Source organism: Methylobacterium sp. WCS2018Hpa-22 (assembly GCF_031843785.1).
GTDB lineage: Bacteria > Pseudomonadota > Alphaproteobacteria > Rhizobiales > Beijerinckiaceae > Methylobacterium.
In genome coordinates, this window is record NZ_JAVTJA010000013.1 from 109,456 (window position 1) to 128,301 (window position 18,846).

At 66.7% G+C, this 18,846-nt stretch carries 21 protein-coding genes; 13 read left to right on the forward strand and 8 right to left on the reverse strand.

Going from position 1 to position 18,846, the window contains the following annotated elements:
- The first annotated feature begins 73 nt into the window (after positions 1 to 73).
- The 3 genes from RQI43_RS17890 to RQI43_RS17900 all read left to right on the forward strand — a co-directional run bounded on the left by RQI43_RS17890 (position 74) and on the right by RQI43_RS17900 (position 1,674).
- Positions 74 to 889, forward strand: a complete 816-nt coding sequence (locus RQI43_RS17890; protein WP_311276035.1) for a universal stress protein — start codon at positions 74 to 76, stop codon at positions 887 to 889.
- Entirely contained in the window at positions 889 to 1,212 is a 324-nt protein-coding gene (locus tag RQI43_RS17895) for a cytochrome c (protein ID WP_311276036.1), read from the forward strand. The genes RQI43_RS17890 and RQI43_RS17895 overlap by 1 nt, the downstream gene beginning before the upstream one ends.
- A gap of 69 nt (positions 1,213 to 1,281) precedes the next feature.
- Complete coding sequence (locus tag RQI43_RS17900) at positions 1,282 to 1,674, forward strand: BLUF domain-containing protein (protein ID WP_311276037.1); 393 nt, start codon at positions 1,282 to 1,284, stop codon at positions 1,672 to 1,674.
- Positions 1,675 to 1,934: 260 nt separating this feature from the next.
- Here the strand turns inward: RQI43_RS17900 and RQI43_RS17905 are convergent, their stop codons facing one another.
- The gene (locus RQI43_RS17905) at positions 1,935 to 2,801 is read right to left on the reverse strand and encodes a universal stress protein (RefSeq protein WP_311276038.1); all 867 of its coding nucleotides are present in this window, start codon (positions 2,799 to 2,801) and stop codon (positions 1,935 to 1,937) included.
- Positions 2,802 to 3,103: 302 nt separating this feature from the next.
- Here RQI43_RS17905 and RQI43_RS17910 point away from each other — a divergent pair, with 302 nt between their 5' ends.
- The 3 genes from RQI43_RS17910 (at position 3,104) to RQI43_RS17920 (ending at position 5,727) form a co-directional block, all read left to right on the forward strand.
- Entirely contained in the window at positions 3,104 to 4,654 is a 1,551-nt protein-coding gene (locus tag RQI43_RS17910; RefSeq protein ID WP_311276039.1) for a PAS domain S-box protein, read from the forward strand.
- Positions 4,644 to 5,252, forward strand: coding sequence for a response regulator FixJ (gene fixJ / locus RQI43_RS17915; protein ID WP_311276040.1), 609 nt, complete (start codon positions 4,644 to 4,646; stop codon positions 5,250 to 5,252). Before RQI43_RS17910 ends, fixJ begins: the two co-directional genes overlap by 11 nt.
- A 100-nt stretch (positions 5,253 to 5,352) precedes the next feature.
- Positions 5,353 to 5,727 (forward strand): response regulator, encoded by a 375-nt coding sequence (locus RQI43_RS17920; RefSeq protein WP_311276041.1) that lies wholly within the window; start codon positions 5,353 to 5,355, stop codon positions 5,725 to 5,727.
- Positions 5,728 to 6,370: 643 nt separating this feature from the next.
- Here the strand turns inward: RQI43_RS17920 and RQI43_RS17925 are convergent.
- A complete protein-coding gene (locus RQI43_RS17925) occupies positions 6,371 to 6,676 on the reverse strand; it encodes a hypothetical protein (protein ID WP_311276042.1) in 306 nt (101 codons plus the stop codon).
- Between the two features lie 80 nt (positions 6,677 to 6,756).
- A complete protein-coding gene (locus RQI43_RS17930) occupies positions 6,757 to 7,074 on the reverse strand; it encodes a phasin family protein (RefSeq protein WP_311276043.1) in 318 nt (105 codons plus the stop codon).
- Between the two features lie 286 nt (positions 7,075 to 7,360).
- On the opposite strand from RQI43_RS17930, the gene RQI43_RS17935 reads away from it, so the two are divergent.
- The 5 genes from RQI43_RS17935 to RQI43_RS17955 all read left to right on the forward strand — a co-directional run bounded on the left by RQI43_RS17935 (position 7,361) and on the right by RQI43_RS17955 (position 10,814).
- The gene (locus RQI43_RS17935) at positions 7,361 to 7,729 is read left to right on the forward strand and encodes an SPW repeat protein (RefSeq protein ID WP_311276044.1); all 369 of its coding nucleotides are present in this window, start codon (positions 7,361 to 7,363) and stop codon (positions 7,727 to 7,729) included.
- Between the two features lie 93 nt (positions 7,730 to 7,822).
- Complete coding sequence (locus tag RQI43_RS17940; protein WP_311276045.1) at positions 7,823 to 8,047, forward strand: hypothetical protein; 225 nt, start codon at positions 7,823 to 7,825, stop codon at positions 8,045 to 8,047.
- Between the two features lie 124 nt (positions 8,048 to 8,171).
- Positions 8,172 to 8,858, forward strand: a complete 687-nt coding sequence (locus RQI43_RS17945; RefSeq protein ID WP_311276046.1) for a helix-turn-helix domain-containing protein — start codon at positions 8,172 to 8,174, stop codon at positions 8,856 to 8,858.
- A 49-nt stretch (positions 8,859 to 8,907) separates the two neighbouring features.
- Positions 8,908 to 9,090: a hypothetical protein gene (locus RQI43_RS17950; protein ID WP_311276047.1), complete on the forward strand. Its 183-nt coding sequence runs from the start codon at positions 8,908 to 8,910 to the stop codon at positions 9,088 to 9,090.
- A gap of 122 nt (positions 9,091 to 9,212) precedes the next feature.
- On the forward strand, positions 9,213 to 10,814 hold the full coding sequence (locus RQI43_RS17955; protein WP_311276048.1) for an AAA family ATPase: 1,602 nt from the start codon (positions 9,213 to 9,215) through the stop codon (positions 10,812 to 10,814).
- Here the strand turns inward: RQI43_RS17955 and cysQ are convergent.
- The 3 genes from cysQ to RQI43_RS17970 form a co-directional block, all read right to left on the reverse strand.
- The gene (gene cysQ, locus RQI43_RS17960; protein WP_311276049.1) at positions 10,716 to 11,564 is read right to left on the reverse strand and encodes a 3'(2'),5'-bisphosphate nucleotidase CysQ; all 849 of its coding nucleotides are present in this window, start codon (positions 11,562 to 11,564) and stop codon (positions 10,716 to 10,718) included. The genes RQI43_RS17955 and cysQ overlap by 99 nt on opposite strands.
- A 63-nt stretch (positions 11,565 to 11,627) precedes the next feature.
- Positions 11,628 to 12,488, reverse strand: coding sequence for a universal stress protein (locus tag RQI43_RS17965; protein ID WP_311276050.1), 861 nt, complete (start codon positions 12,486 to 12,488; stop codon positions 11,628 to 11,630).
- Positions 12,489 to 12,598: 110 nt separating this feature from the next.
- Positions 12,599 to 15,211 carry a cation-transporting P-type ATPase gene (locus RQI43_RS17970; RefSeq protein WP_311276051.1) on the reverse strand — a complete coding sequence of 871 codons (2,613 nt, stop codon included), beginning with the start codon at positions 15,209 to 15,211 and terminating at the stop codon, positions 12,599 to 12,601.
- Between the two features lie 453 nt (positions 15,212 to 15,664).
- On the opposite strand from RQI43_RS17970, the gene RQI43_RS24575 reads away from it, so the two are divergent.
- Both RQI43_RS24575 and RQI43_RS17980 read left to right on the forward strand, forming a co-directional pair.
- The gene (locus RQI43_RS24575) at positions 15,665 to 15,916 is read left to right on the forward strand and encodes a hypothetical protein (protein WP_405030653.1); all 252 of its coding nucleotides are present in this window, start codon (positions 15,665 to 15,667) and stop codon (positions 15,914 to 15,916) included.
- A 46-nt stretch (positions 15,917 to 15,962) separates the two neighbouring features.
- Positions 15,963 to 17,065, forward strand: a protein-coding gene (locus RQI43_RS17980) for an IS3 family transposase (RefSeq protein ID WP_311276053.1) whose coding sequence is annotated in 2 segments (ribosomal slippage) — positions 15,963 to 16,224 and positions 16,224 to 17,065 — 1,104 coding nt in all. Because the reading frame shifts where the segments join, the coding sequence is not laid out codon by codon here.
- Positions 17,066 to 17,176: 111 nt separating this feature from the next.
- Here RQI43_RS17980 and RQI43_RS17985 read toward each other — a convergent pair.
- Positions 17,177 to 17,578 (reverse strand): heavy-metal resistance, encoded by a 402-nt coding sequence (locus tag RQI43_RS17985; RefSeq protein ID WP_311276054.1) that lies wholly within the window; start codon positions 17,576 to 17,578, stop codon positions 17,177 to 17,179.
- Positions 17,579 to 17,692: 114 nt separating this feature from the next.
- Positions 17,693 to 18,739 carry a bifunctional enoyl-CoA hydratase/phosphate acetyltransferase gene (locus RQI43_RS17990; protein WP_311276055.1) on the reverse strand — a complete coding sequence of 349 codons (1,047 nt, stop codon included), beginning with the start codon at positions 18,737 to 18,739 and terminating at the stop codon, positions 17,693 to 17,695.
- Positions 18,740 to 18,846 lie beyond the last annotated feature (107 nt).

The following is an 18,846-nucleotide window of genomic DNA, read 5'->3' on the forward strand; positions in this document are numbered from 1 at the left end:
TGGATCAAGGCGTGCGGAGCCGGAACGACCCAAGGTTCCCTTCCGCTGGGTTCGGCGGGCTCGGGAGACGGCCGTGGGTTACGCGAACATCCTGGTATCCGTGGACCTGGACCAAGGTGCCGCCGAACGTGTCCGGCTCGCCGCCGGGCTCGCGAAACGGTTCGAGGCGGACCTGACGGGCGTGGCCGCCCGGTTGATCCTTGCCCCCCCGGCCTTCACGAACATGCAGGAGGACGGCATCCTGCGCGCCGCCGAGGAACGCCGGTACCGAGACGAGGCGGCTCAAGTTCGGGCCGTTTTCACGCGCCATAGCGGCGAAGCACTCCGAACCAACTGGCACTTTGCCGAGGGGCACCCCACAACCAATCTCGTCCGGGAGTCACGCGCGGCGGACCTCGTGGTGGTCGGACGCCATGGCGCGGCCGACGGTGTGCCGGGCCCGATGGCGGTGCTGCCCGGCCCGTTGCTGATGGAGGTGGGACGTCCGGTCCTGGTCGTTCCTCGGGATACCGAGCACCTGGGCGCCGACCGCATCGTGGTCGCCTGGAAGGACACCCTTGAGGCACGACGGGCCATCCCGGCGGCGATGCCTTTCCTTCGAGAGGCGGACCATGTCTACCTCATCTCGGTGGGAGACGAGCCACCGTCCCAGGGGACCGAGGCGGTGGCGGACCATCTCAGGCGACATGGCGCGAACGTCACTATCCATGTCCTTGACCCCTCGCTTCGCGGCGAAGCCGACGACGTCATCCGGTTCGCGCGTCGCGAGTACGCCGACCTTATCGTCATGGGGGCCTACGGCCATTCACGGCTGCGGGAATGGGCCTTCGGCGGTATGACCCAGGACATCCTGCAGACGGCACCCGTCTGCTGCCTGATGAGCCACTGATGCGCCGCCCCCACATTATCGCAGCGCTTGCGGTGTTCCCGCTCCTCGTTTCGGCCGCCTTCGCCCGTGAGGGTTCGGCATCCCGGGGCGAAGCGTTTGCCCGCACGACCTGCGCGCGATGCCATGGCGTCGGTTCTCGGGGCGCAAGCCCGATGCCCGAGGCGCCGACGTTTCGAACGCTCGCCGGCCGCTTCCCCATCGATGACCTTGCCGACATCCTGGTCGAGGGTGTCGAACGACGACATCCGGCCATGCCCGACTTCCGGCTGAACCCGCTGGATGCCGACGACCTCACGACCTACCTGAGGACCCTGAGGCGGTGATGGGCCGTCCGCAACTGCCTCAAGTAAGCGTCGGAAGGCCGAAGGGAAAAGAAGTCGATGGAGCGATCCTTGCTCTACGTCAGCCGCCGGCGAGCGACTGACGCGGACATCGTGAACATCGTGGATGCAGCGAGGGCCAGGAACGCCCGACTGCAGGTCACCGGCGCGCTGATCGCGACCGATGCGCGCTTCGCCCAGATTCTGGAGGGATCTCAGGCAGCCATCGATGAGCTCATGGATAGCATCCGCCGTGACCGGCGCCATGAGCATGTCGACGTCGTTCAAGACCGACAAACTGCCAAACGAGAATTCTCGATTTGGTCCATGGCTTATTCGGGCCGCTCAGTTTTCGCCGAAAGCCTGATCGGCGCCCTTGCGACGAACGGGTCCGACGAGCTCGATGACCGACATCTCAAGCGGCTGCAGGACTTCATGCGGGAATTTGCCCGCACCTCTCCTTGAATAAGCCTCCGCGTCGGCCGATCCGCCTGTCCGGTTTACTCGACGAAGCCCCAAGCGGCTTCCAGCGCCCGCAGGTCGTCATCTTCCAGCGGCTTCATCCACTCGTCGTCCGAGGACGAACGCTCAGGGAGCTTGGATCGGGTCGAGTCCCGTTCCCCGTCGCGGCGCGGCCCTGGTCGAGGCCGATTGTTCACCCTCGAAACCTTTCGCACGGCATGGCAGCCGCAACGTCTCCTCGGGTTCATGGCCCTATCCCCTTCTCAATGCGCGAGGAACAAAGGAGCCGGACTGCTGCGAAGTAGGGATCGCGTCACCCCGCCGAAGAAGAACTCCCGGATGCGGGAATGGCCGTAGGCTCCCATCACGAGCATGTCGGCGTGGAACATCTTCGCTTGGTTGCGAAGCGTCTCGGCGACGTCACCCACGACCGGCACGTCGACGACCGAGACGTGCACGCCGTGACGCGCGAGATGGGGCGCGAACTCGGCGCCCGGCACCGATGTATGGAGTTCCTCGGTACCGGCAACGCAGACGATCTCCACGGCCTCCGCCGCGCGCAGGAACGGCATCGCGTCGTTGGCCGCCCGCGCCGCCTGCGCGCTGCCGTCCCAGGCCACGATGATCCTCTTACCCATGAAGGCGTCGTGTCCCGGCGGCACGGCAATGACCGGCCGGCCGCTCGCGAGGAGGGCCTTCTCGATGACTTCGCGATCCAGGTCGTAGGTTCGCGGGCCCGCATCCAGGACCGTCAGGTCGTGTAGGCTCGCATGAGCCACCAGCCGGCCAACGACGTCCGGATAGGGAAGGCTCGGCGTTTGCGTCGTACAGAGCACGCCGGCCTGCGCCGCGTCCCCGGCCGCGCGGTCCGCGACGGAACGAGCCATTGCATCGAGGCGCCGGTCGATGAGGGTAATCCCATCATCGTCCAGATCGAAATTGCCGAGCCAGGCATCGTCGCCCGAGAGGCACCAAGAGGCGGATTGGACCGTCAGGTGGGCGCAGGCTGCTTTCGCGAGCGTCAGTCCGTAACCGATGGCGCTGGAGGCTGACTCGGACTCGTTCTCGACAGTTGTGCCGACGAGGACGTCGCGGATGGCTGCGAGGGGGGATGCGGGAGGCTTTGACATGGGGCGTCTCCGGTTCGTTCCGCCCCCGTTTTCGGCCCCTCGCGACCAAGCAGCCTTGATCCACCTCAAACCGCCACCGTTTCCATCGAACGACGAAGTGTCGTGAACACTGCGCCACGGCGACCGACTATCTCGGAGGATGCAAACCAGATAACTTGCCGGTCACGGACCCGTGAGGCGAGCTGGCGAGCGCAGATGCTTGCCCATCATTCAAGAGCCGATCACACGAGGGCATCGGGTTTAACGTCTGCAACGCTCACTTCGGCTGTACCGAATCCGAGCATTCACGGGAGGCGTTATGGATGACTAGCCCCATCGACTTGATGGCTCCTGTTCAGGGCGGCGACGGCACGCTCACCGTCGATGAGCTTTGGCAGACCCTCGACGACGTGGGTGTCTGCATCTGGTCTCTGGACATCCCGACCGGCCGCGTCACGGTCTCGGCGACCTGCGCCCGGCTCTTCGGCGTTCCACCGGAGCAACTGACCACCTTCGCGGCGTCCCAGGTCCTGGTGCACCCCGATGACCGCCAAGCGCGGGCGGATACCATCCAGCGGGCGTTGAGGGAGGGTGGGAGCTACGAGGTCGACTATCGCGTCACGCGGCCGGACGGTCATGTCTGTTGGCTGCGCTCGCGCGGACGGGTGAGCCTCGACGCGGATGGCCGAGGGGCCCGACACCGTGGTGTCGTCCTCAGCATCCACGAGCAGAAGCAGGCCGAGGCGGACCTACGCGCCCGCGAGGCGCACCTGCGCTCAATTTTGGACACCGTGCCCGAGGCCATGGTCGTCATTGACGAGGCGGGCACCATCAGTTCCTTCAGCATGGCGGCTGAGCGCCTCTTCGGATACGCGGCCGCCGAGGCCATCGGGAGGAACGTCCGCATGCTGATGCCGGAGCCGATGCGAAGAGAGCACGATGGCTATCTCGATCACTACCGCCGAACCCGTGAGCGCCGCATCATCGGCATCCATCGGGTCGTGACGGGCCAGCGGGCGGACGGTACGACATTCCCAATGGAGCTCGCCATCGGCGAGATGCGCTCGGGCGAGCAGGTGTTCTTTACCGGCTTCATCAACGACCTCACCGATCACCAGATGACGCAGCAGCGGCTACAGGAACTCCAATCCGATCTCGTCCACGTCTCGCGCCTGAGTGCGATGGGCGAGATGGCATCCACCCTCGCGCACGAGCTGAACCAGCCACTCGGCGCCATCGCGAACTACACCAAGGGCTGCCGTCGCCTGCTCGCGAACCCGGATACCGTGGCCATCGCAAAGACCATCGAGGTCCTCGACAAGACCGCCGAGCAGGCCCTGCGGGCTGGCCAGATCATCCGCCGCCTGAGGGAGTTCGTCACCCGGGGCGAGACGGAACGCCGGCTTGAGCCGGTCTCGCGGCTGATCGAGGAGGCGAGCGCCCTGGCGCTGGTCGGTGCTCGCGAGCAGGGCATCGTCGCCAAGGTCCGCGTGGCCCCAGGCCTCAGAGCCGTGTTGGCCGACCGGGTGCAGGTCCAGCAGGTTCTGGTCAACCTCATGCGTAACGCGCGCGAGGCCATGCAGCACAGGGAACGGCGCGAGATGGCCGTCGACGCCCATGCACTCTCCTCGGAGTTCGTCGAGATCTCGGTGTCGGATACCGGCCCCGGCATCGCGGACGAGATCGCCGACAGGCTGTTCCAACCGTTCGTCACCACCAAGGCCAGCGGCATGGGTGTCGGGCTCTCGATCTGCCGCACCATCATCGAGGCGCATGGAGGGCGCCTCACGGTCGAGCGCAACGCGGCTGGTGGGGCCACCTTCCGGCTGACGCTGGTGACAGCCCCCGAGGGAGACGCGATCCATGCCCCCTAGCCTCGTGCATGTCGTAGACGACGATCCGGCCATGCGGGATTCGGTCGGCTTCCTGCTCGACACGGCCGGCTTCGAGGTCGCACTCTACGAGGCCGGGACGAACCTTCTCGACACGCTGGTCAAGCCGGCGCGCGGATGCGTCCTGGCCGATATCCGCATGCCCGGCGTCGATGGGCTCGAATTGCTGCGCCGCCTGCGGGAAAGCGGTCATACCCTCCCGGTGATCATGATGACGGGGCACGGGGACGTGCCGCTCGCGGTGGAGGCGATGAAGCTCGGGGCCTGCGACTTCATCGAGAAGCCCTTCGACGACGAGGCGTTGCTGCAGGCGCTGCGCTCCGCCCTTGACCGGGACGGGCTCGCGAAGGCCGTGGATCCAACCCTGCAGGAGTTCATCCGCCGGGTGGGCACCTTGAGCGAGCGCGAACGACAGGTGATGGACCAACTCGTCGTTGGCGGCTCCAGCAAGGACATCGGCCGTGCGCTCGACATCAGTCCCCGGACCGTCGAGATCTACCGGGCCAAGCTCATGGCCAAGACGCGGGCGGAAAGCCTGCAAGAGCTGGTGCGGTGGTCGGTGCTGGCGGGCCTGGCCTGACGCTGCCTTGAGGCAGGTCAAGGAAGGAACGCTTGGGGAAGCCTAAGGTCCTGGCTCACAAGGCACCCGGCATCGTGGTTGGGCGGCGAGCATTCGGTCGATGAACCCTCCCCCCATCTACGTCGTGGACGACGATCCGGCCGTCCTGCACTCGCTGTGCTTTCTCCTGGAGACCGAGGGGCACGCGGTCGAGGCCTTCGGCAGCGGCCCGGAACTCCTGGCGGCGTTCCCCGGCCCGACCCCCGCTTGCATGATCCTCGATTACGTCATGCCGGGAATGGACGGGCTTGAGGTGTTCGCGCGCCTGCAGGAGCTTGCCGTCCACGCACCCGCCGTGCTGATCACCGGGCATCCCGACGCACGCATCCGGACACGGGCGCGCGAGGTCGGCCTGCCGCTGGTGGAAAAGCCCCTCACGTTTGACGCCTTCCTGGCAACGCTGGCGCAGGACGTCGGCCTGTCGCCCCGCGCCTGACCGTGGGACTTGTCCTTGCAACAGCCCGCCATGGGACTTCGCGGGCATGGCGGCTTGCGCGGGCGGCCCAAGACACATCGGGGGCGATTGCATCATCCCCGTCCCGGCTGGACCCCGAGCCTGGCAACGTCACCCGCGCACGGCTTTGATCGATATCAACGCGGTGTCCCATCGCGATGCGATCCTTCGTGACGGTCTCGACGACACGCTGTCGCACCAAGCATGACCGTCGCCTCCATTGGGAAGCATGGTCAATCGGTCCGGATCACGAGCCTTCCAGACGGCGGTTCGAGCCAGACCACGGTTCGGGTTCGAGATCCTCCGGATCGTGTCCCCGGCCGCCGGACCCGTTCGTGCCACCCATGAAAGGTCATCCCGATGATGGTCACGAAGCCTTTCTCCGCGCATCATGTCGGTCCCTGCTCCGCCAACCTTGGGATTGCGGTCAGTTCGCACGTCCGCAGGGTGCTCAGCCAGATCGCGGTCGGAGCGGCCCCTCGGCTGCGGTCAAAAGCGAAAGGTACGATGCCGATGGATCGCGGACCCGTCCCGGTGGCACCCGACATTCACGTCGCGGACCGGGTCAGCGTCACGGACGAGGGCCAGTGACCGGTCAATGCACGGTGGTGATGCCGGCGGACGCTCACGGATTGCAAGCCGCCGGTCCAGACCCCTTGCCGCCCCACGGACGCGAGCAGCGCGGCGACAGGGTCTCGCAGGGATGATGGAACAGGTAGTAGCCGAACGCGGCACTGGCCTCTCGCGCCGGCAGGAGTTGGAAATCGAACGGCAGGCTTCCGTTCTCGCGCACCTCGGCGCCGAAGTTCCAGCCGTGGGCGGCGACGAAGGACGGGATCGACAGGCCCTCGCGAATGGCGCAACACAGCCCCGGCGCACGCCGGTGCTGGAAGATGCGGTAGATCTGGGGGCGGCGTGGTCTGCCCGGCATCGGAGCCCATCCTGCCAATGGCGCCTCAGGTTCACAGGAGGAGTCCGCCGGAGCCATTTGCCGGCCAGCGGACGCCCGTGTCACGCCGCCTTGGCGAAGGCCGTCTCCGTGACGTCGTGCGACAGGGTCGTCGCCTCCTGCCGGTAGTCGGTCAGGCCCTTGGTCACGAACGCCGTCTGGAGCCCGACGGCCTCGTTGAGCGAGCCGCAGCGTGCCAACCCGACGAGGTGGTCCGCCTGGGCCTGAAGGCGTCGGCCCGTGAAGCGCATCGCCTCCGCCGCGAGACGCAATGGCAAGTCGACCGCGAGGGTGCGCCAAGTGGCCAGGCCGGCCCCCATAGCCTCGGCCGCATCCTTGGGGGCATGGGCGTGCAGGTGCGGCGTGTGTCCGGAACGCATCGGGATCTCCTTAGTCTGGCGAAGGCGCATAGGTTGCGCCGACTCCGGGGAAGCACCTTGATCCAAATCAAACATCGATGGACGCATCGTTTATCTTAGATAAAGCTGCGCCTTTATCAGATACCAGTGCTAATATCGGGGCCGTCACGCATTTTGTTTTTGATTTGAGTCAAGGCTACTCGGCCAGCGCGCTGTGACTGTCCTCGAATGGAAGCGACAGGACGTCTGTCGCTCGGCTCCCGGTCGGCCCCGCCCTCCAAGGAGCCTCTCTCCCGAGGAGAAATCGATGCGCACCATCGAGAACCGGGCCGAGGACGCGGTCCTGAACGGCCTCAACGTCTTCCTGGGCATCGCCCTGTTCCTGGCACCCTGGTACCTGGAGCTGAGCAGCGAGACCTCCGCGGCCCGAAACGCCTTCATCTGCGGCGCCGCTATCGCCGTCATCGCCATGCTGGCGCTCAGCAAGTCCTACGACTGGGAGGAATACCTCAACCTCGCCGTCGGTCTCTGGGTTGCCGCGGCACCCTGGGCGCTCGGCTTCGCGGAGATGAAGTACGTCATGGGCGCCCATGTGGTCATCGGCATGTCAGTGGTCGCCCTGTCCGGGTTCGAGCTCTGGCGGCTGTACCGATCCCCCGAGGCGCGCTCCGTCTGAACGGAGCGCGTTCGTAAAACAGAGGCTGCGCCAAGCGATAGCTCTCGGCGCGGCCTCAACCGTCAGCGCTCCCGACTGCTGCGAACCACGGTCATGCTCCCTGATCCCATCGCAATACTCCTCGCCATGGCGTTCACGTCCGGCTGTGCCTCTATCCACACCCTGCGTCATCACGCGGACGCCCTGACGTTCGTCCTTGCCCTGATGGCCTACGCGCTCGCCACCGTGGTCGGGTCCATGCTCGCGACTCGCTTCGGCCTGCTCATGGCACCCGACCATGCCGGCGGATGGATGTACGTGGCGATTGGCGGGGGGTGACGGTCGTCCTTAGGAACTACGTAGTTGCCCTTATGCAGCGGCCCTTAAGAAACGGGCCGGAATTTCCATCCCGCGAAGGCCCGGCCAACTTCCCCCTCATCAGATCCCGACGAGGAGCGAAGCGATGGCCCCCGAGATGACGCGACCCATTCCGTCGTTCACCCCCGTGAACGTGCCGGTCCCCTGCGGACGCGAAACCGTCCTGTTCGCGGGTTGCCCCGAGATCGTCGGAACGCCATTCTCCTACGGCCGGGAGGAGGAGATCTACGGCGAAGGCGAGGACGCCGAGTTCGTCTACCGGGTGGTCGAAGGCGCGGTCCGAACCCACAAGGTCCTCAACGATGGTCGGCGTCAGATCACCGGCTTCCACCTGCCGGGTGACCTGTTCGGCTTCGAGCAGGGCGAGACCCATCGGCACTCGGCCGAGGCCCTCTCGGACACGAAGGTTCTGATCTTCCGGCGCCAGGGGATACAGCGCGCCGCCACCCGCAACGCCGAGGTCGCCTGCCACCTCTGGAACATGGCCACGAGTGGCTTGCGTCACGCCCAGGACCACATGCTGCTGCTCGGCCGCCGCTCCGCCGTAGAAAAAGTGGCAGCCTTCCTGATCGACGTCGACGAGCGGCTCGGCGGCACCGGCACCTTCACGCTGCCGATGACCCGGCGCGACATCGCCGACTACCTTGGCCTGACCATCGAGACCGTGTCGCGGACCCTGTCGCAGCTCGAAGAGGCCGGCGCCCTGCTGCGTGCCGGCGGACGTCAGGTCTCCTTACGCCGCGCACGCCTTCGCCGGGTCGTCGAAGACTGACCGGTCTCGCACCGTAAGGCATGAGCCGCACGCGAAGTTCAGGCCCGGCTTGACGCAGATCAACGAAAAAGAATCCGCCTCGGAGAAACGTCGACCCCTCACGCGGAGCGCCGATCATGCCATCGACATCAACTATCAGCCGGACAATCGTGAAGGTCGTAAAGCCGGGGATGAAGCGCAAGGACTTGATTGCGGCCGTTCGAGAGCGCTGGCCACACGTTTCCAAGAGTAAGATCCTGCGTTCGGCCTTCGAGGAACTGATCAGGGGTGCAGGGAGCAAGACGCGGAAGACCGGCCAGAACCATCGCGGCTCCGTGCAGCCGGCCCCGACGCACTAGCGGCGGAGCGTCGAAGATGTCGAACTGGAGCCAGGCCGAGGTCGTCGACTTCCTGACTCGGTCCCTGGAGGGATCGGGGCAGTCGGTCGGCATCATGCGCACGCACATCTCCGAGGTGTTCCTCGGCGACGGACGCGTCTTCAAGCTGAAGCGGGCGGTGCGCTTCCCGTATCTCGACTTCTCGACGGCCGAGCGGCGGCTCGCGATGTGCCTGGCCGAGTTCGACCTCAATTACAGGACGGCGCCATCCCTCTACATCGGCGTCCATCGGATCACGCGGGAGCCGGACGGAAGCCTTGCCTTCGATGGCCAAGGCCCCCTGATCGATGCCGTCGTGGAGATGCATCGATTCCCGCAGGAGGACCTGTTCGACGAGATGGCACGAACCGGCCGGTTGGGCCCGGAACTCGTCGCCGACCTCGCCCATCGCATCGCCGCCTTCCATGCCAGGGCCGAGGTCAGCCAGAGGCACGGCGGCTCCGCAGCCATGGGCGCGCTCATCGAGATGAACGACAAGGCTCTCCGGGCTACTTTGCTTGCAACCGATGGCGAGGCCCAAAGCCTCGCGGATTGCTTCCGTAGGACCCTGAAGCGGCACGGCGTGCTGATCGACTCCCGACGCGCCGCCGGCAAGGTGCGCCGCTGCCACGGTGACCTCACGCTCCGCAACATCTGTCTCTTCGACGGGGTGCCGACCCCGTTCGACTGCATCGAATTCGACGAGGCCATCGCGACCATCGACGTCCTGTACGACCTTGCCTTCGTACTGATGGATCTCTGGCATCGCGAGCAACGCGACCTCGCCAACCTCCTCTTCAATCGCTACCTCGACGAGGCCGACGAGACGAACGGCCTCGGCCTCTTGCCGTTCCTGATGGCCCTGCGCGCCATCATCCGCGCGCATGTCACGGCCGTGCAGGCGGAAGGGAGAGCCGACGACGAGCGGGCGGAGACGCGGACGGAGGCCAGGGCCTATCTCGATCTCGCCAAGTCCTTGCTCGATCAGGCAGAGGCAGGGCTGGTCGCGGTGGGGGGACTGAGCGGGTCGGGCAAGTCGACCGTGGCGGCCCTCGTCGCGCCTTGGCTTGGCGCCCCCCCTGGTGCCCGCATCCTCAGCAGCGACCGCATTCGCAAACGTCTACACGGGGTGACGCCTACGACGCGGCTTCCAGCCGCGGCCTACGAGGCGTCCGTCTCCGAGCGGGTCTACGCCACCCTCCGGCAGGAGGTGGGCAAGGTCCTGGAGACGGGGCATTGCGCGATAGCGGACGCGGTGTTCGACCGGCCGAGGGAGCGAACGGCGATGGAGGCGGTCGCAAGCGAAATGGGACGACCATTCCAGGGCGTATGGCTGCAGGCGCCGATGGTGACGCTCACGGCCCGGATCGAGAGACGGCGGCTCGACCCGTCCGACGCGACCGTCGATGTCCTCGCGGCCCAGGTCAAACGCGATTGCGGCCGCATCACTTGGCGAAGGGTCGACGCTAGGCTTGCGCCGGAAGCCCTTCGGGCAAAGCTGCTATCGGAGATCACCTTCGGCGACCGTTTTGAAGCGCAGGTCCCCCAAAGCGACGAAGCCGGCATGCCGGAATCCGCCGTGAGCGTCTCCGTAACGTAGCGGTCGGCCCTCCGGATCGACGATGCTTCCGCCTGCGGCCGTCAGGATGGCGCAACCCGCGGCGGTGTCCCATTCGCAGGTGACGCCGAAGCGCGGGTAGAGGTCCGCCTGACCTTCCGCGATCACGCAGAACTTGAGCGAGGAACCCATCGGTCGGCGCTCCGCCACCGTCAGACCCTGGAGGTAGGCCTCCGTCCGCGGGTCGATGTGCGAGCGGCTGATCAACGCGACGAGGTGACCGGGCGATGCGGACCGAACGTTGATACGGCGCATGGCATCGACTTCGGGCAGGTCCGCACCCGGCGCGACGGGGCAGGTGTAGGCCGCGGCTCCGCCATACCAGAGGCGCTGGAGCATCGGAGCGTAGATCGCTCCTGCCACCGGTCGACCTTGTTCGACGATTGCGACGTTGACGGTGAACTCGTTGCGCCCGGCGATGAACTCGCGGGTGCCGTCCAGGGGGTCAACGAGCGCGAAGCGGGGCCCGATCATCGGGGCGTCCCCCGCCGCTATGCGCTCCTCGGAGACGATGGGCATTCCCGGGAATCCGTCCGAAAGCCGGTCGTAGATGACGCCCTCGGCGGCGAGATCCGCATCCGTAACCGGTGAACCGTCTCCCTTCCACGTCGGTGCGCAACCGGCCGCGAAGATGACGGCGACGGGCGAGCCGGCGGTCACCGCGATGCGTGCGAGATCCCGTGCCAGATCATCCCCAGCACGACCCACTTCAGTGACCTCGTTCGAGCCCATGCCCGCTCCCTCGATCCCTGCCGCCCGATGTGGGTCCCTGCGCGACCACCGGACGTCCCTCGGTCAATGTGCCAGGAACAGGGGCAGGGGGCTGCGGTTGAGGAGGGACTGCGTCACGCCGCCGAGGAACCACTCCTGAAGGCGCGAATGCCGGTAAGCGCCCATCACCAGCATGTCGGCGCCGACCTCGGCGGCCCGGGTCCTGAGCGTCTCCGCGACGTCGCCGACGACCGGCACGTCGACTGCCGAGACCCTCACGCCATGGCGCGCGAGGTGGGGAGCGAACTCGGCGCCGGCGGCGGATGTCGACAGGTCCTTCTCCCCGATGACGGACACGATTTCCACCAGCTCCGCGGCGCGCAGGAACGGCAGGGCATCGTTTGCCGCCCGGGCCGCCTGGGCGCTGCCGTCCCAGGCAACGAGGACCCGCCGCGCGGCGTAGGCCTCGCAGCCGGGCGGGACTACGAGAAGCGGTCGCCCGCTCCGGAAAAGGACCCCGTCGATCAGGTCGCGGTCGAGATCGACCTCCCTCGTCTCGGCATCGAGGATGGTCAGATCCGCGAGCCGCGCGCGGGCGGTAAGCCGTGCGACCAGGTCCATGTAGGCAAGGTATGGCGCCTCGGTCGTACAGGTCACGCCCGCGCTGGCGGCGTCCGCGGCGGCGCTTTCGGCGACTGCCTGCGCGAGGGAGCGTAGCCGCCTGTTTTCGGTCGCGACTAGGTCTCTCACGAACCCCCACGCTCCCCCGGCAACCACGGTCAGGCGCTTTGCCGCGGATTGCACGGTGAGATGGGCTCCCGTCGCAGCGGCGAGCGAGAGCCCATAGGCCAGCGCGGTTTCGGCCTCGTCGCCGCAACCCTCCTCAGTGAGGCACACGAGGACGTCGCGGATCTCGGCGTGCGCGATTGAGGACGGAAGGGACATGCGAGGCTCCTGACGCTTTGGCGGACCAAGTTTCGCGCTTGGCGGAAGGTGCGCGTTGATCCATCGCAACGCTGGCCGGTCAGGTCGTACAAGGTTCCGACGGACGGCCATCATGTTCTGGCGGTCGGCCAGCGAGCACTGATGGCCATAGTTCCGAGCTGGACGAGTAAGAGTGGCGCGAAGCTAGCGCAGAGGATGATCGCCCACATCGTCGAGTCGGGCGGAACGAGACCGAGCACGTTCCCGACCGCAGGCATGTAGGCCGGGCCGACAAGCAGTACCGTGCAGAGGAACAAGGCAGCCCAGATCCAGGGGTTGCGCGTCACTTCGTTACGGAACGCTCCCGATCCCGATGCCCGCATGTTGAAGACTTGCCAGAGCTGCGCGAAGGCGAGCGTCAGGAAGGTCACGGTCACGATGGAGGCTGGGTCGAGGGCGAACCAGGATTCGGCGACCGCCAGCCCCCCGAAGGTCCCGATCGCCAGAACGGCGGCGTGGAGGACGATTCGCCCCCATTGCGGACGTCCGAGGATGGCCTCCCGTGGGTCGCGGGGAGGACGTGCGAGGATGTCGTCCCGTCCCTCGCACATCGCCAACGCGAAGGCGGGGAACACGTCGGTCACGACGTTCAGGTAGAGGATCTGCAACGGCAGGATGGGCAGCGGAAGGGCTGAGAGGATGGCCAACCCGACGACCAAGACCTCGCTCAGGTTGCAGGCGAGGAGATAGGCGGCGAACCGACGGATGTTATCGAAGATGACCCGCCCCTCGTGGACCGCCCCGACAATGGTCGAAAACGCGTCATCGAGGAGAACCATCGCGGCGGCCTCCCGCGCCACGTCCGTTCCGCGCCGACCCATCGCGACGCCGATATTCGCCTGCTTGAGAGCGGGGGCATCGTTGACGCCGTCGCCGGTCATGGCGACGATCTCTCCCCTGTCCTGGTAGGCTCGGACCAGCGCCAGCTTCTCGCCGGGACTCACCCGCGCGAAAACCGCGACCTCCTCAAGGCGGTCCGGGACCACCCCACTGACGCCGCCCTCCACGGCACGCTCACCCGGGCGGGCGAGCCCGACCGCGTGAGCGATGCTCAGGGCCGTGACGGCGTGGTCGCCAGTCACCATGATCACCCGGATGCCGGCCTTCCGGCAGGCCGCCAACGCGTTCGGGACGTCCTTTCGAGCCGGATCCTCCAACCCGATCAGCCCGAGAAAAGTGAGCCCCTCAAAGGGATCTGCTCCCGCATCTTCGGTCGTCTTCTCGGCACAGGCGATGACGCGCAAGCCTCGGCTGGCCAGTTCCTCGATGCGGCGTCGCCACATGCACCGGGCGTCGTCGTCAAGCGGGATGGCGCCAGTCCCGCCATCGACCTGCCACGAAGCGGCAAGCACCGCTTCAGGAGCCCCTTTGACGACGGTCAGATGCCCTAGTCCGTATGCATGGACGGTGGCCATCATGCGCGTTGCCGCGTCGAAGGCATGCTTTCTGACCAGCGGCCGCTCCCTCGCGAGCGCGATACGGTCCAGTCCGACGGACAGGCCCGCCCGCAGCAACGCCTGTTCCATCGGGTCGCCGCTGTCCCCGCCAGGGTCTTCTCCGAGCGTGGCGTCGTTGCAGAGGACCGCGACCTGAAGCAAACGTCCGGTCCCGGCGGCGGCGGAGCCTGGATCGGTCAGGTCGACGTCGCCCGATGGCAGCGACAGCCACCGTACCGTCATCCGGTTCTCGGTCAGGGTGCCTGTCTTGTTGGTCATGATCACCGTGGTGGCGCCGAGCGTCTCGACGGCCGAGAGGCGCTCGATCAAGGCGTTCTTCCGGGCCATCCGCCACATGCCGCGGGCGAGGGCCAAGGTCGCCACGATGGGCAGCCCCTCCGGAATGGCGGCGACCGCCAAGGCGATCCCGGCTTCTGTCATGAGACGGAGGTCCTTGCCGGTCGCCACGCCGATGCCGGCGAGGACGAGCGCAAGCGCCAGGATCAACCAGACCATCTGGCCGGACAGACGTGCAAGGCGCCGCTCCAAGGGGGACCTGTCAGGCTCGGCTTGCTCGACGAGGCGCGCGACGGCACCGAGCTCGGTTCCGGCTCCGGTCGCCACGGCGACACCGGTGCCGCTGCCGTTCGCGACCAGGGTTCCCCTGAACAGCATGGACGCTCGCTCTGCCAGACGCGCATCCGGAGCGACCGGATCCGGCGATTTGTCCACAGGCACGGATTCACCCGTGAGGGCGGACTCGTCCGTGCGCAGGTTGGATGCCTCGACCAGCCGGATGTCGGCCGGGACGGCATCGCCGCCTTCGACCAGCACGATGTCGCCCGGGACCAGATCCTCGGCGGGGAGCACCTGCGTGCGTCCGTCACGGCGGACGCGGGCCGAGCGCGTCCCGAGTGCCCGCAATCCTTCGACGGACCGCAGCGCTCTCAGTTCGGTGAAGAAGCCAAGTCCGGTGTTGATGGCCAAGACCGCGATGATGGCGCCCGCCTCCTGCCAGTCGCCGAAGTAGAACGAGAGGGCAGCCGCTGCCGCGAGCAGGTAGACGACGGGGCTCGCAAGCTGGTGGACGAACAGCACAAGCTTGCCGGCCCTTTCCTTCGTGGCGATCACGTTCGGACCGGAGTGTGCGCGCCGTTGCAGGGCCTCCGTTTCCGTCAGGCCCGCGCGCAGGCAGGTCCCGAAAGTCTCCGGAACGTCCTCGACGGGTGTGGCATGGACGTATGCCATCCCTGCTGTGGCCGAACCGAGCGTGGCGCGCTGGTCGCAAGCCGCGGCCCCGATGCCCTGCTGAGTGGATCTGTGTCCGGGGAAAAGGCGTCCGGGACCGTGCGGCGCCACGGCGGGATCGCAGGCCGGCCTAGGGCTGCGGTGGATTTCATCGCGTGACATCTGAGGGCCCGCCCTGGTCTGCCTCATCCCAGTCTCCCGACTGTCGGCCAGCCGGGCGCTGATCCGTCTCTAGGTCTGAGCGGATCGTCATCAGGCGCTTCGAGGACCGAAGGGCTGTCCGAGGCCTGCGTTCGGGATTGCGACTACCCAGGGATGGGTGGCGGAGACTGCCAGAGCCACCACCGGACCCTCCGTTTGGCCAAGGGTGCCCAGGGGGCGTCAATGACAGTGATAATGCCGTCGGTGCTGGTAGCAGTGACGATGCCGGTGCACGCGATAGCCGCCTGAGCCGTGGACGCGCCTGTAACGAGGCCGAATCCCGAGGGCACCGTTCACACCGCCCGCGCCGGCGCCGACCGCCCCGCCGACGATCCCGCCAATGGGGCCCGCGACCGCATTGCCGCGGGCAGCGCCCTGTTCCGCCCCGCGGAAGATGCCTTGTGCCTGCGCGGTACCGCCAAGGACGACCCAGGCCGTCGCAAGGCCGAGGATGAGGGATGCAGGTTTCATGTGACCCTGACCCAGCAAACTGGTCCGCGCTGAGCGCAAGTTTTTCGGGCATCCTGAACCCTGAAGGAGGGTGGATGCCATGCCTCGCAAACGCTTCACGAATGAACAGATCGCCTTTGCCCTGCGGCAGGCGGAGAACGGCGCCTCGGTGGACGAAGTTTGCCGGAAGATGGGCGTATCTGAGCCGACCTTCTACCGCTGGAAGAAGCAGTTCGTCGGCATGGGCGTGCCGGAGATCCGACGGCTCAAGCAGCTGGAGGACGAGAATGGTAAGCTCAAGCGGCTGGTCGCTGACCTGACGCTGGACCGCTCGATGCTGCAGGACGTGCTCAAACGAAAGTGGTGAGGCCCGCCGTTCGCCGTGAAGTCGCCGGTCACTTGCAGGTGGCCTACGACATCAGTGAGCGTCGGGCCTGCCAGGCCACCGGCTTCGGCCGTTCGTCCCAGCGTTACAGGAAGCGAGCCGACCCGCAGGTCGCTCTGCGGATGCGGTTGAAGGAGCTGGCCGCCGCACGGGTCCGCTACGGCTACCGGCGGCTGCACATCTTGCTGCGACGGGAGGGCTGGGAGGTGAACCACAAGCGCACCTACCGGATCTACCGAGACGAGGGGCTATCGATCCGGCCCAAGCTGCCTAAGCGCAAGCGGGCCTGGCGGTATCGTCAGGGTAGGCCAGGGATCGGTGGGCCCAACGATGTCTGGGCGATGGACTTCGTCTCCGACCGCATCTTCGACGGACGTCCATTCCGGATCTTGACCATCGTCGATTGCCACACGCGAGAGGCGCTCTCACTCACACCGAGAGCCAACTTCCGCGCCTTCCAGGTGACCGAGGCGCTCGACGCCTTGGTCAAGCTGAGGGGACGGCCCAAGAGCTTGCGGGTCGACAATGGGCCGGAGTTCGCCGGGCGCATGCTTGACCAGTGGGCCTACCTGAACGGGGTCGAGATCGACTTCTCCCGACCGGGCAAGCCCACTGACAACGCCTACGTCGAGTCGTTCAACGGCCGCCTACAGGCGGAATGCCTGAACGCCTCTTGGTTCCTGTCTCTGGCCGATGCCCGTGAGCGCATCGAGGAATGGAGATGCCACTACAACGAAGATCGACCCCACACGGCCCTGGGCGGCTTGACGCCCCGAGCCTTCGCCAACCAAGCTGTCACAGCCCGAGAACTTGCATAGGCCGTGGACCACAAACGGGGTCAACTCCACATGTCGCGTTCCTCGACGTAGGATATGGACCGAAGACGCGGGTGCACCTCGAATGAGGGAGAGACCCGTGAGTGGATTGGTTCAAGCGTGGTGCAGCCGGTCGAGGTGCGACACGTTCGGGCAGAATTGCCGGTAGGTTCCGGCCGCCGATCCTGTCGCCAGTTCGCGTTTGCAGCGGCTGCGTTCCGTACAGTCCAGGCAGGCCGCCTCAAGTGCATGCATGGCTTCGGGTTGTCGCTGCCGGATGGCTTCCGGGTCGAGGCTCAGGGCTCGCATCAGGTCCGCGATGTTGCGGAGCTTTGTCATGCCGTCAGGACCGAAAGGTTCCGGGCAGGGAGCCCCGTCCTCCAGCATGGTCTCCATCATCTCCTCGTCGACGTTCCGGAGCTCCTGCGCAGCCTTCAGCAGGCAGCACCACTCTTCCATCGAAGCGACGATGCCGCCTGGATCGAACGGGTTGGTCTTCTCAACGGGTGAGGACATCGGGTTCTCCGTTGGACGCTGGATTCCTCCGCACGGGTCATCAGCCTCGCACGGGCCAGGCGAGCGGGCATGTCGTTAAAGTGCAGCGCCTGTCGGGGGAGGCCATGATCTGGATCAAGGCCCGTCCGCGAAACGATGGACGGCTCCAGGCCGGGTCCGGCGGTGGTGCGCAACGAGGCGTGCCATGGCGCAAGAGGCCACCCTGGACGCCTCGCCATCGGAGCGGCTTGTTACGACGATGGGCACGGTCGCGCCCAGAACCAGGCCGGCGGCCTCGGCGCCGGCGAGGTGCACCAACTGCTTGGCCAACATGTTCCCGGACACGAGGTCCGGCACGACGAGCACGTCGGCATCGCCCGCGACCCGTGAGACGATGTGCTTGGCTGCGGCCGCTGGTCCCGACACAGCATTGTCGAGGGCGAGGGGGCCATCGACGATGCCGCCGGTGATCTGACCCCGCTCGGCCATCTTGCAGAGCGCGGCGGCATCGACGGTCGAGACGATCCGCGCATCGACGGTCTCGACGGCGGAAAGGATCGCGACCTTCGGCTGGGGTATGCCGAGGGCGTGACACAGCTCGATGGCGTTCTGGACGATGTCGCGCTTGTCATCGAGCGACGGGGCGATGTTGACCGCCGCGTCCGTGATGAAGACCGGCTTGGGGTGATGCGGCACGTCGAGCGCGTAAACGTGGCTCATGCGTCGCCCGGTCCGCAGTCCCCCCTCCCTTCGGACGGCGGCTTGCATGATCTCGTCGGTGTGGAGCGCCCCCTTCATCAGGGCTTGGACCTTTCCGGCACGCGCGAGCGCCACCGCCGTCTCGGCCGCCGCATGGCTGTGCCGCACGTCGACGACCTCAAAGGCGTCAAGCGCGAGCCCCGCCTCGGCGGCGACCGCGCGTATCCTCGCCGCTGGCCCGACTAGGACGGGCTCGATCAGGCCCTCGTCCCATGCATGGATCGCACCCATAAGCGAAGCCGTATCGCAGGGATGGACGATGGCCATCCGGATCGGGGCGAGACCGTGGGCGGCATCGAGTAATCCCCGGAGGGACATCGCGTCACCGACCGTTCTGGGAGCCATCGCCCGCAAATCCGTCCCGTCGACGGCGACGAGTGCGCCGCGGGTACCCACGGCTCCAAGGGAATGTCGCCGAGTCATGCGGTGCTCCGATGCGAACAGGCATAGACCCTGTACGCATGGTAAGCCGGGGACCTTGATCCATCGCAAGGCAATGGCGAACGTGGCCCGGGCATTCTCAGGGATGG

Excerpts from the sequence above, each read along its gene's own strand:
- RQI43_RS17895 (WP_311276036.1), top strand. The coding sequence starts at position 889 with ATGCGCCGCCCCCACATTATCGCAGCGCTTGCGGTGTTCCCGCTCCTC.
- RQI43_RS17905 (WP_311276038.1), bottom strand. The coding sequence starts at position 2,801 with ATGTCAAAGCCTCCCGCATCCCCCCTCGCAGCCATCCGCGACGTCCTC.
- RQI43_RS17910 (WP_311276039.1), top strand. The coding sequence starts at position 3,104 with ATGACTAGCCCCATCGACTTGATGGCTCCTGTTCAGGGCGGCGACGGC.
- fixJ (WP_311276040.1), top strand. The coding sequence starts at position 4,644 with ATGCCCCCTAGCCTCGTGCATGTCGTAGACGACGATCCGGCCATGCGG.
- RQI43_RS17920 (WP_311276041.1), top strand. The coding sequence starts at position 5,353 with ATGAACCCTCCCCCCATCTACGTCGTGGACGACGATCCGGCCGTCCTG.
- RQI43_RS17925 (WP_311276042.1), bottom strand. The coding sequence starts at position 6,676 with ATGCCGGGCAGACCACGCCGCCCCCAGATCTACCGCATCTTCCAGCAC.
- RQI43_RS17930 (WP_311276043.1), bottom strand. The coding sequence starts at position 7,074 with ATGCGTTCCGGACACACGCCGCACCTGCACGCCCATGCCCCCAAGGAT.
- RQI43_RS17935 (WP_311276044.1), top strand. The coding sequence starts at position 7,361 with ATGCGCACCATCGAGAACCGGGCCGAGGACGCGGTCCTGAACGGCCTC.
- RQI43_RS17940 (WP_311276045.1), top strand. The coding sequence starts at position 7,823 with ATGCTCCCTGATCCCATCGCAATACTCCTCGCCATGGCGTTCACGTCC.
- RQI43_RS17945 (WP_311276046.1), top strand. The coding sequence starts at position 8,172 with ATGGCCCCCGAGATGACGCGACCCATTCCGTCGTTCACCCCCGTGAAC.
- RQI43_RS17955 (WP_311276048.1), top strand. The coding sequence starts at position 9,213 with ATGTCGAACTGGAGCCAGGCCGAGGTCGTCGACTTCCTGACTCGGTCC.
- cysQ (WP_311276049.1), bottom strand. The coding sequence starts at position 11,564 with ATGGGCTCGAACGAGGTCACTGAAGTGGGTCGTGCTGGGGATGATCTG.
- RQI43_RS17965 (WP_311276050.1), bottom strand. The coding sequence starts at position 12,488 with ATGTCCCTTCCGTCCTCAATCGCGCACGCCGAGATCCGCGACGTCCTC.
- RQI43_RS17970 (WP_311276051.1), bottom strand. The coding sequence starts at position 15,211 with ATGGCATACGTCCATGCCACACCCGTCGAGGACGTTCCGGAGACTTTC.
- RQI43_RS17985 (WP_311276054.1), bottom strand. The coding sequence starts at position 17,578 with ATGTCCTCACCCGTTGAGAAGACCAACCCGTTCGATCCAGGCGGCATC.
- RQI43_RS17990 (WP_311276055.1), bottom strand. The coding sequence starts at position 18,739 with ATGACTCGGCGACATTCCCTTGGAGCCGTGGGTACCCGCGGCGCACTC.